Origin of the sequence: Mesorhizobium sp. M4B.F.Ca.ET.089.01.1.1, assembly GCF_004022605.1 — a bacterium.
Lineage (GTDB): Bacteria > Pseudomonadota > Alphaproteobacteria > Rhizobiales > Rhizobiaceae > Mesorhizobium > Mesorhizobium abyssinicae.
On the sequence record NZ_RZOS01000230.1, the window covers coordinates 1 to 9069 of the forward strand.

The window sequence follows — 9069 nt, forward strand, 5'->3', positions numbered from 1 at the left end:
GAGTGACACGGCGGCGGCGGTCTCGGCCGACACGGCGATTTCAGGGGCAACCGCCGCCGCCGTGTCACTCTCGTCCAGCGCGGCGACATCGGGGACCGCCGGCAGGAACTCCGATTCGATCTCGGCGATCTTGGCCTGCACCGCCTTGCGGCGCTTGATGGCCATTTCCACGGTCACGTTCGGATTGGCCTGCAGCACGCGGTCGAGCGCGGCAAAGGCCGAGCGATAGACCCGCTCGCGAAAGAGGCGGTCCTCGGCATTGCCCTTCTCGAAGGCGTTGCGGATCGCTTTTTCGATCGCGTCCAAGCCAAATCCCTCTGCACATTCCTGCCATGATCGTTAGCGGCAGGCGGCCAATCAATCAACGGGCCGGCGGCCGCATTCTGCGCGGCGCAACCGACAAACCGGATTTCGGCGGTTTTTTTCAAGGAAATCAACCTATTTCGCCGAGACTGTCCCGCACCAGCCGCCAGGCGCCGTGCTTCGGACCGGCGTCGCATTGCTCCTGCGGCTGCTTTGAGGCAGGCCCGGAGCCGGCGCGAATTGCCAGTTCCGGCCCGAATTCGCGGTTGCTTATTTGAATTCGCCGCAAGCCATCTTGAATTCGCGGCGGGTTGAGTCTATCACGCAGCCCATCTTGGAGGCCTAGCGCTTTCCGGGCCGCTTTAGCTCAGTTGGTAGAGCACATCATTCGTAATGATGGGGTCGCGTGTTCGAGTCACGCAAGCGGCACCAGTTCCTCTGCTCGAAATGCTTTATTTCCAAGAGGATACACTGGAGCGTGGTGGCATTCCAACCACCCGAAAATCCACCTCGGATGACTTCGTTGGCAGGTCGGGTCGTGTCTCCATTTTGATATCTGGCCGCTGTCGTCGCCAGCTTTCCCAGCCCTCCCGTGCAGGCGCTGCTGAGGGTTTGAGCGATCTCTGGCGACGATGGCCGATACAATAGCACCGCCACGGTGGCGTCAGCCGGTTACACAGAGCGGGAAATATCTCCGGCCTTCTGGGCGTGGTGCGTCAGCGTCCCAGGAATAGGCAAGGTCAAGCTGCGTTCCGCATCGGCGAAGGGCGGAGGACTGGGAGAGATGAGCACCATGCGCGCGGCGCGTCTGGAAGTCGGCAGGACATGGACGGGAGGCGGTCCGCGTGCGGACGCCTGGCCGACGGGTGCAACGACCACGCAGCGTCACCTCGCGGCGATCCTGGCTTGCGACGTGGTCGGCTATTCGCGCCTGACGGAACGCGACGAGCGAGGCACGCTCGAACGGCTGAAGATCTACCGCAAGGACCTCCTCGAACCACTGGTCTCCGAGCACCGGGGTCGGATCGTCAAGCGCACCGGCGACGGCATGCTGTGCGAGTTCGCCAGCGTCGTCAATGCGGTGAACGCGGCGATCGCGATCCAGCAGGCCGTGGCGGACCGCGAGGCGGAGACGGCCGAGGACGAGCGGATTCATTTGCGCATCGGTGTCAATCTCGGCGACGTGGTCTGCGAGGAGGACGGCGACCTCTACGGCGACGGGGTCAACATCGCCGCCCGCCTCGAAGGCATCGCCGATCCCGGCACCGTGGTCGTCTCGGGCACCGCCTACGACCACCTTCAGGGCAAGCTCGACTGCGGCTTCACGCCGCTCGGCGAGCTGCGTCTGAAGAACATCGAGCGGCCCGTGCGCGCCTACCGCGTCGAGACTGACGCCAGCGCCGCGGTGGCTGCACCGCCTCCCTTGCCCGAGAGACCCTCGATCGCGGTCCTGCCTTTCACCAACATGAGCGGCGACCCCGACCAGGAATACTTCGCCGACGGGCTGGTTGAGGACATCATCACCGGATTGAGCCGGGTGAACTCCTTCTTCGTGATCGCCCGCAACTCGTCCTTCACCTACAAGGGCCGGGCGGTGGACCTGCGCCAGGTCGGGCGCGAGCTGGGCGTCCGCTACGTGCTCGAGGGCAGCATCCGCAGAGCAGGATCGCGGGTGCGCATCAGTGGGCAGTTGGTGGACGCGATCAGCGGACACCATATCTGGACCGACCGTTTCGAGGGCGACCTGAGCGACATCTTCGACCTGCAGGACAAGGTGACCGAGAGCGTCGTCGGCGCTGTCGAGCCGAGCATCCGGCTGGAAGAGATCAAGCAGGCGCGCATGAAGCCGACCGACTACATAAGCGCCTACGACCTCTACCTTCGCGCGCTGCCGCGCTTCTACAGCATGACGCGCGAAGGCTTTGCCGACGTGCGCCGGCTCACCAACGAGGCGCTCAGCATCGACCCTGGCTTCAACCTGGCGAAGGGACTCGGCGCCTATATCCGCAGCCTGTCCGTGAGCCAGTGCTGGCATGAGCCGGACGATACCCGCGTCGCCGCGCGCATGGCGCGCGAGGTGCTGGCGGAAGCGCGCGACGACCCCACGAGCCTGCGCTTCGCCGCGCAGGTGATCGCCTACAGCGCGAAAGAATACGAGATGGCGCTGCGCACGATCGAACGATCCCTGCTGCTCAACCCCAATTCGGCGCAGGGCCATACGGGCTGCGGCTGGGTGAACGCGCATTCCAGCCGCCCGCTCGTCGCGATCGAGCACTTTCACAGGGCCATGCGGCTGAGCCCGGTCGATCCCGAGAAGGGCATTGCGCTCTCCGGCATCGGCATGAGCTACCTGATGCTCGAGCGCTACGAGGAAGCGCTGGCATGGGGAGAACGCGCGCTGCACGAGATGCCGAACTACGGCTCGTCGCACCGGGTGGTTATCATGGCGCTGGTCAAACTCAACCGGCTTCACGAGGCGCAGGCGGCGGCGCGTCGGCTGATGGAGGCTTTCCCGACATACACACTCACCCTGCAGAGACAGATCAACCCGTGGCTGGACAAGGTGTTCGCCGAGCGTTACGTCGAGGCGCTGAGCATCGCCGGCGTGCCGGAGTGATCGTCGCGGCTGCAAGGATGCGCTCTCCCGCGCGTTACGCCCCGAAGTCGGACAGCGTGCCGCAGGTCCGGGTCCTTGTCGAAAAGGTCTCGGGACGCGAGGCAAACGCATAGGCTGTGTGGATCGCCGGCCCGAGCGATCCGGTTTTTCGCGCCTGACCCTGCGATCATCACCAAAGCGGCAGTCGAAACGCCCGCGCCGTTTCCAACGCGGGCGCTGCCGATCGGTGCGGTTTGGCACGGCATTCGCCCCATAACGAATTTGATCCATAGCAGTGAGCGAGGACGTATCCTGCGCTAATATCGGCAAGAACCGATCGGCAGAAATTCGCGAGGCCGAAGCCGGCTGGAAAAGGGAGGTCACACAGATGATGATCCGCACGCTCTCCACCCTGGAATGCACGAAAATGCTGGCGGCCAACCGCACCGGACATTTGGCCTGCGCGAAGGACGGACAACCCTATGTCGTGCCCTTCAACTACGCCTATGCCGACAACCACCTCTATGCCTTCTCCTTGCTGGGCAAGAAGGTCGACTGGATGCGGGAGAATCCCCTGTTGTGCGCGCAGGTGCAGGAACACACGCAGGGGCGCGGCTGGAAAAGCGTGATCCTCGAGGGCCGCTATGAGGAACTGCCGGACCGGATCGGCCACAAGGTTCAACGCGACCATGCCTGGGCAGTGCTGAGCAAGCACGCCGACTGGTGGGAGCCCGGCGCGCTCAAGCCTGTCACGCCTCCTCTTTCAGAGAGCCTGCCGCATGTCTTTTTCCGGATCCTCGTCGAGCAGGTCTCGGGACGGGAAGCAACTGAATAGCCAGCGTCCACGGCAGCAACCGGAGCGTCTCCGGAGCCTATCCGCCCAGCGTCGCCACCGTCTTCAGCGCGCCATCCAGCATGTCGCCCTTCTCGTCCTTCAGCGCGGCTTCGCGCAGGCGGCGGATCCAGTCGGCGGCATCGTCGCGGCCCTTCAGCATATCGAGCGCTGAGAGCACGCGGTCGAATTTCGACTGCGCGCGGGCGTGGGTGTCGCTGTAGCCCTTGATCAGCCGGCGGCAGTTCAGGATTTCCGTGCCAAGCGCGTAATCTTCGCGGGCGTGGGCGAGCGCCAGTTCGTACCAGCGTTCCAGATGCTCGACCTCGACTTTGTGGCGCAGCAGGCTGCGGCGCCAGCGGCGCAGGCCGCCAATGACCCACAGCATGGCGAAGCCGGTGAAACTGTCGGTGCGGATGTGGCGGCCGCGATTGATGCGGCGGTCGAGGAAAGCGGCAAACTTCGGCCTGTCCTCGATATAGCTGCCCAGCCCGGCTGGCAGCGTACCGCAGAATTCCTCGATGCGCGGATGGAAGTACTCGGTCACCTGCAAGACCGTTCCGTCCTTGACGCCGACCTCCTTGCGCACGCGCCTGTCGCGGGTCGAGCGAGTCTTGAGGTCGGCGACGCGGATCATGTCGTCGTAGCACATGGCGTTGGACAGATGTTTCGCCGCGGCGATCGACAGCGCATAGGCGTGCTCCGGGCCATCTAGCGCGACGGCCTTGTCCAGCCGGTCGAGATACTCGCCGCCATAGGCGATGTCCTGGTAGTCGACGACTTTTTTCAGGCCGCGTTCGGCCATGTCGCGCACCGGCTCTGGCAAGGCACCCACGCGGGCGGCCAGCTCCTGCCAGCCTTTCAGCAAGATTTCCGGTCCACGGACCTTCGCCGTTGACTTGGCTTCGGTGACGGCATGGTTCGCCGCCTGCTCGCCTGCCGGTGCAGCCCCAATGCCGCGCGCGCGATCGTAAGCGGCGGCGAAGGCGGCGAGGCTGGCCTTGACGCCGCGGCCGCCGGCGCCGATCGCCTGCTCATAGCTTTCGCGCGCAAATGGCAGCGCATCGGAACCGGCCAGCGCGCCGAGCAAGCCGGCCGAGATCATGGTGCCATTCTCGGCGGCGATCTTTTCCATGTCGAAGGCGATGAATCGCCTGGCCGCGGCTTGCGCCGTCGCGTGCACCTTCTCCGACGAGGCGCGGCCGTCGCCCGGCTCGATCTTTTCCGACACCGCTGCGATGCGGTGCGAGGAGGCGATCAGCGTTGTGCGCTCGGGCGTCACGAAGCCGCGGATGATGGCGCGGCCGGCTTCCATCAGCTCGGCGGCGATCAATATGTCGACGTCGCCCTGCGAGGGCGACAGCGCGAAGACCGGCAGCCGGCCGGTGTCGCGGGCCATCTCGATGTAATAGATCGTAGCACCCGTGCGCTGGGCGACGCCTGCCACCGAGGTCGACTGGGCGATGTAGCCACTGCGCTCGGCGACATCGGTGATCCAGTCAGCGAGCACGCCGCCGCCCTGGCCGCCGACGGCAAGCACGGCGAGCTTTATCACGCGCTCTTCGTCATGGGCGCCCGTCCTCGGGTGCAGCGCTGCGTTGTGATCAAGCATCGGCAAACACCAGCCGGCGGCTTTCTCGGCGGCGCTGCAGACGCCCGATCACCGCACGCCGCGCGCTTTCGAGGAAACGGTCCCAGCGGCCGGGATTGTGGACGACATCGGCGCGGTAGAAGGACGGGCAGAGCACGGCGGCGTCCGCCACTTCGCCGCAATTGCCGCAGCCGACGCAATTCTGGTCGATCGATGCCACCGGATCGTCGCGCAGCGGATCGTCGAGCGACTTGACTGACAGCGAGGGGCAGCCCGAGAGCCGCATGCAAGCGTGGTCGCCGGTGCAGATGTCCTCGTCGACGCCGAACTTCGGCTTGACGATGCGCTCGCCGCCCTTGATCGCCTTGTCGACCAGCGGCTTCTCGCGGCGCTGGCGGTTCAGCATGCATTCGGACGACGCGACGATGACCTTGGGGCCCTTCTCCTCGGTCGTCAGCGCCTCGCGCAGCGTCGCCTGCATCTTGCCGACGTCATAGGTGCGATCGATGTGGCGCAGCCATTTCACGCCCATGCCCTTCACCGCCTCGGTGATCGGATGTTTTGTGGATTTGGTGCGGTTCGAGGCGCGCGAGGACAGGATGTCCTGTCCGCCGGTGGCGGCCGAGTAGAAATTGTCGACGATGACGATGACGCCGTCGTTCTTGTTGAACACCGCATTGCCGATCGAGGAGGTCAGGCCGTTGTGCCAGAAGCCGCCGTCGCCGACGAAGGAGATCGAGCGGCGTTTTGCATCAGGCGAATTGAACGCTGACGCCGAGGCCGGCCCCAGCCCGTAACCCATGGTGGTGGCGCCAAGCTCGAAGGGCGGCATGATCGAGAACAGATGGCAGCCGATGTCGGAGGCGATGTGGTGCTTGCCGAGTTCCTGCTCGACCAGCCTGGTCGCGGCGAAGATCGGCCGTTCCGGGCAGCCGATGCAGAAGCCAGGCGGGCGACCGGGAACGACATTAATCAGGTCGGTCGTATCGACGCCTTCGCCCGATTTGTTCGGCGCCCTCACCTCGCCCGGCAACAGATGCGGAGCGTTCGCGCGCAGGAAGGAGCCGATGCCGTCGAGCATGACCTGGCCGGTATATTCGCCGGCCATCGGCAAATGCTCCTTGCCGACCAGCCTGGTGCCGCGGCCGGCCTTGTGCAGCATGGCGGCAAAAGCCTGTTCGATGTAGTTGGGCTGGCCTTCCTCGACGACCAGCACCGCTTGCTTGCCCTCGCAGAAAGCGAGGAACTCGTCGTCGACAAGCGGATAGACGGCGTTCAGCACATAGAGCGACACGTCGGTGTCACCATAGGTGTCGGCGAGGCCGAGCCGCTGCAGCGCGCGGATGACCGAATTGTACATGCCGCCCTGCATGACGATGCCGACGGAGCCATGATCGGAGCCGAAGATCTCGTTGATCTTGCGGCTCCTGATGAAATCGACCGCCGCCGGCCAGCGCTTCGCCACCTTCTCCTTCTCGTGCAGGAAAGAGGCGGGCGGCAGCACGATGCGGCCGGTGTCGCGGCGCGGCGCTTCCAGCGCGTCGGCCACCGACATTGGCGGCCGCTTGTTGTCCTTGGCGATGAAATGGCCGTGGACGTGGCAGCAGCGGATGCGCACCTGCAGCATGACAGGCGTGTTGGAGGCTTCCGACAGCTCGAAGCCGTCCTCGACCGCCTTGACGATCGAGGGCAGGTTCGGGCGCGGATCGAGCAGCCAGACCTGGCTCTTCATGGCGAAGGCGTGGCTGCGCTCCTGCATGATCGAGGAGCCCTCGCCATAGTCCTCGCCGACGATGATCAGCGCGCCGCCGGTGACGCCGCCGGACGCCAGATTGGCCAGCGCATCGGAAGCGACATTGGTGCCGACCGTCGACTTGAAGGTGGCGGCCCCACGGATCGGGTAATGCACCGAGGCCGCAAGCATCGCGGTGGCGGTGGCTTCCGAGGCGCTCGCCTCGAAATGCACGCCGAGTTCTCCGAGAATGTCCTGCGCGTCGGCGAGCACGTCCATCAAATGGCTGATCGGCGCGCCCTGATAGCCGCCGACATAGCCGACGCCGCATTGCAGCAGCGCCTTGGTGATGGCGAGAATGCCTTCGCCGGCGAACTCCTGGCCGGCGCCGAGGCGGAGCTTCTCGACTTCCTTGGCAAAAGACCGTTCGGCCATGGTGGCCTCCTTCCGTTGCCGCCGGCATCCGGCGGCGCGTACGTCTAGATGTCGTGCTTGCGGATGTTCTTGAGCATCTTCTGCAATATGGCGATCAGGGCCGCGTATTCGGCGTCGTCGACGCCGTCGAACATGGCCTCGAAGGCATCGTGCATGGCCGGCCAGGCGCGCGTGAACAGAGCCCGTCCGTCATCGGTTAGGAACACATGGCGGAAGCGGCTGTCGGAGACACCCTGTTCACGGCGCACCAGGCCCTGCCCCTCAAGCGTGTCGAGCGTCCGGCTCAAGGTGGACTGCTCGATCACCGTATAAACCGAGAGGTCATTGACGGTGACGCCGTCGGTCACCGACAGCACGGCCAGCGTGCGGACCTGCGGAATGGTCAGGCCCTGCTTGCGGAAATCCTCGCGCAGCGTGGCGTTGTAGCGGCCCATGATGCGGTTCATCAGATAGGGCGCGAACTGCTGCAGGCCGATCTCGCCCAGGGTCGAGATGCGCTGGCGCTTCTGCTGGACCTTCTCCTCCATCACAGCCTCCCCGCCAGCAGGAAGCCGGAGCCGCCGCCAAGCCCGGCGCCGGGATGGGTGGAGGCGCCGATGTGGTAGAGGTTCTTGATGCCGGTCTCATGGTTGCGGCTTGCCTTGAACGGCCGCCACAGGAAGGCCTGGTCGATGGTCGACGAGCCGCCATAGGGATCGCCGCCGACCAGGTTGATGTTCATCGCTTCGAGATCGGCCGGCGAATAGGCACGGCGCGCGATCACGCTGCCGCTGAAGCCGTCGATGTGGCTGGCGAGGATCGCCTCGACGCGGTCGGCATACGCCTCGCGCAGCTTGGCGGTCCATTGCCCGTCCGCCGGAGCCGCGAACTTGCCGGCGGCATCGCCCTTGATGTGGCGCGGCGCCTCGGGAAGCTGCAGCCAGAGGATCGCCTTGCCCTGCGGGCAGCGCGACGGGTCGAGCGCGTGCGGCTGGCCGACGCAGATGGTCGGCACTTCCGGCAGCAGGCCGCGCAGCGCTTCGTTGCAGGCTTTGGAGACGCCGTCGAGGCCGGGCGTCAGATGCAGCAGCGCCACCTTGTCCAGCCCCTCGCCGCGCCAGGCCGGCGGCTTGCTCAAGGCATAGTGGATCTGGAAGTTGCCCTTGCCATAGCGATATTCGCGCGTCGCATCGACATCGCGCTTTGGGGCGGCGTCGCCGAGCAGGCGGCCATAAAGCTGGGTCGGCGTGACCGAGCAGATGACGCTCTTTTTCGCGTGCACCGTTTCGCCCGACGCCAGCCGCACACCGGCGGCGCGGCCGCCTTCGAGGATGATGGAGGCGACGTCCGCGTCGGTGGAGATCACGCCGCCGCGCTCCTTGATCAGCGCCTCGAAGGCGGCAAGCAGGTTTTTCGCCCCGCCCTTGACGATCGGCGCGCCGGCAGCCTCCAGCGCAAACGCAATGACCTTGGCGATCTGCCCGGAAAAGGCGTCTTCCGGCCCGAGGCCGGCATGCAGCACCCAGGGCGCCCAGAGCGCACGGATCGTCTCGGATGTGTAGGCCGTCTCCAGCCAGCCGCGCGCCGGCGCCAGCGCCTCG

At 65.7% G+C, this 9069-nt stretch carries 6 protein-coding genes, 1 tRNA gene and 1 pseudogene; 3 read left to right on the plus strand and 5 right to left on the minus strand.

What is annotated here, in order from left to right; translation table 11 throughout:
- Window positions 1-306: pseudogene (locus EN780_RS20455) on the minus strand (hypothetical protein); the annotation flags it as partial.
- A gap of 353 nt (window positions 307-659) precedes the next feature.
- Here EN780_RS20455 and EN780_RS20460 point away from each other — a divergent pair.
- From EN780_RS20460 to EN780_RS20470, 3 genes are all read left to right on the plus strand, one after another.
- Window positions 660-735, plus strand: a tRNA-Thr gene (locus EN780_RS20460).
- A gap of 352 nt (window positions 736-1087) precedes the next feature.
- On the plus strand, window positions 1088-2920 hold the full coding sequence (locus EN780_RS20465; RefSeq protein ID WP_245494557.1) for an adenylate/guanylate cyclase domain-containing protein: 1833 nt from the start codon (window positions 1088-1090) through the stop codon (window positions 2918-2920).
- Window positions 2921-3287: 367 nt separating this feature from the next.
- Window positions 3288-3734, plus strand: coding sequence for a pyridoxamine 5'-phosphate oxidase family protein (locus EN780_RS20470; RefSeq protein ID WP_128275136.1), 447 nt, complete (start codon window positions 3288-3290; stop codon window positions 3732-3734).
- Between the two features lie 37 nt (window positions 3735-3771).
- On the opposite strand, the gene EN780_RS20475 is transcribed toward EN780_RS20470, so the two are convergent.
- The 4 genes from EN780_RS20475 to EN780_RS20490 all read right to left on the minus strand — a co-directional run.
- Window positions 3772-5343, minus strand: coding sequence for an indolepyruvate oxidoreductase subunit beta family protein (locus EN780_RS20475; RefSeq protein ID WP_128275134.1), 1572 nt, complete (start codon window positions 5341-5343; stop codon window positions 3772-3774).
- The gene (locus EN780_RS20480; protein WP_128275135.1) at window positions 5336-7489 is read right to left on the minus strand and encodes an indolepyruvate ferredoxin oxidoreductase subunit alpha; all 2154 of its coding nucleotides are present in this window, start codon (window positions 7487-7489) and stop codon (window positions 5336-5338) included. Before EN780_RS20480 ends, EN780_RS20475 begins: the two co-directional genes overlap by 8 nt.
- A 44-nt stretch (window positions 7490-7533) precedes the next feature.
- Entirely contained in the window at window positions 7534-8016 is a 483-nt protein-coding gene (locus EN780_RS20485; RefSeq protein ID WP_127284494.1) for a MarR family transcriptional regulator, read from the minus strand.
- Window positions 8016-9069: NAD(P)/FAD-dependent oxidoreductase (locus tag EN780_RS20490; protein ID WP_133372655.1), on the minus strand; the 1054-nt coding region annotated here is incomplete at its 5' end. The genes EN780_RS20485 and EN780_RS20490, both read right to left, overlap by 1 nt.

Coding starts and splice junctions, on each gene's coding strand:
- EN780_RS20475 (WP_128275134.1), bottom strand. CDS start 5,343: ATGCTTGATCACAACGCAGCGCTGCACCCGAGGACGGGCGCCCATGAC.
- EN780_RS20485 (WP_127284494.1), bottom strand. CDS start 8,016: ATGGAGGAGAAGGTCCAGCAGAAGCGCCAGCGCATCTCGACCCTGGGC.
- EN780_RS20480 (WP_128275135.1), bottom strand. CDS start 7,489: ATGGCCGAACGGTCTTTTGCCAAGGAAGTCGAGAAGCTCCGCCTCGGC.
- EN780_RS20465 (WP_245494557.1), top strand. CDS start 1,088: ATGAGCACCATGCGCGCGGCGCGTCTGGAAGTCGGCAGGACATGGACG.
- EN780_RS20470 (WP_128275136.1), top strand. CDS start 3,288: ATGATGATCCGCACGCTCTCCACCCTGGAATGCACGAAAATGCTGGCG.